General features: G+C 44.2%; 2 protein-coding genes. One reads left to right on the top strand and one right to left on the bottom strand.

Features of this window, described 5'->3' with window-relative positions; all coding sequences use genetic code 11:
- On the top strand, positions 1 to 217 hold a 217-nt coding region (locus R7D93_RS25430; protein ID WP_318129571.1), incomplete at its 5' end, for a TAXI family TRAP transporter solute-binding subunit.
- A 127-nt stretch (positions 218 to 344) separates the two neighbouring features.
- Here the strand turns inward: R7D93_RS25430 and R7D93_RS25425 are convergent.
- On the bottom strand, positions 345 to 1,115 hold the full coding sequence (locus R7D93_RS25425) for a sulfite exporter TauE/SafE family protein (protein WP_318129570.1): 771 nt from the start codon (positions 1,113 to 1,115) through the stop codon (positions 345 to 347).
- Positions 1,116 to 1,343 lie beyond the last annotated feature (228 nt).

The following is a 1,343-nucleotide window of genomic DNA, read 5'->3' as shown; positions in this document are numbered from 1 at the left end:
ATTCGGTGTTGGTGCGACGTTTGTTTCATCTACTGCCGTACCTGAAGAGGTGGTGTATAACGTCGTGAAGGCCGTGTTTGAAAACTTCGATGATTTCCGTCGTCTTCATCCTGCGTTTGCGAATTTGAAGAAAGAAGAAATGGTGAAAGATGGTTTGTCTGCGCCACTTCATCCCGGTGCACTTAAATACTACAAAGAAGTTGGGTTGATTAAGTAAGTGGTAGTCCACCTTAAAACGGTTTTCTAAACTCACTTTTTCACGTTATTTAATAAACTTCTTTTTAGAAACCTTTATTGAGAGCCGCAAAAGCGCCATTAAGTTGATGGCGCTTTTTCTGTTTGGGTTAGGCGTAAACGTCAATAAAAAAGTAAATGGTGATGATAATCGAAGAGAGAGCGACAAAGCCTTTAACGTGGTTCGGATTAAGCTGGCGAGACACACGCGCGGCGAGATAGCCGCCAACTAATGTCCCGACCATTACCACGCTGCCTTTACTCCAATCGATAGAGCCGTTCGCAACAAAAATGACGATTGCGATGAGAGACACACACGTTGAAACCAGAAGTTTAAGCCCATTCATCAAGTTGATGTCTTGATGGCCCGCCACAACGAGGTAACTCAGAACAATCACGCCTAATCCGGCATTAAAAAATCCGCCGTATGCAGAAACACCCACCAACAATAAACTCAATGCGATTAAGCCTAAAACGCCAGCGTGTTTATGTTCTCTGGTGATGGATTTGATGATCATTGTTAACCGCGAACCTGTAAGAAACAAAAGCGTAGCAAACAAAAGTAGCCAAGGAATGGCTTCCAAAAACAGTGATTCTGGCGTGTTGAGAAGAAGATACGCGCCAACTGCGCCACCAACTAAGCTGAACGAGACGGTGAATAGCAGTTCTTGCTTGTTCTTCAAAATTTCTTCACGAAAACCCACGGCACCGCTTATGTATCCCGCGCACGCGGCGTAAGTGTTGGTGGCGTTAGCCATGATAGGCGGCACGCCAACCGCCATCAGGGCGGGGAAGGTGATAAAACTTCCGCCTCCTGCTATCGAATTCATGATTCCACCTACCACGCCTGCAGCAAACAACAGAGCCAATTCCAGCAGCATAAACAATCCTTGTTATGTTCTTATTGGTTATTAGAGTCTTAGATTTTGAGAACACATGCTCTAACGTTTTTATGAGATTTACTTTACATGCTCCAAAACGAAATTGTTCAGTTCCGTTGTGGTTTTGATAACGTGAACCTCTTTCTAGCGAAATTTTTCTCTTAGCCGTGATATTAATTCATCGTAGCCATATCAAAGAAAGAAAAAGCCACCGCGAGGGTGGCTTTT

The organism is Vibrio sp. YT-15 (genome assembly GCF_033337445.1).
Taxonomy (GTDB): domain Bacteria; phylum Pseudomonadota; class Gammaproteobacteria; order Enterobacterales; family Vibrionaceae; genus Vibrio; species Vibrio alginolyticus.
This window is presented reverse-complemented; position numbering and strand designations above follow the sequence as displayed.

Coding starts and splice junctions, on each gene's coding strand:
- R7D93_RS25425 (WP_318129570.1), bottom strand. CDS start 1,115: ATGCTGCTGGAATTGGCTCTGTTGTTTGCTGCAGGCGTGGTAGGTGGA.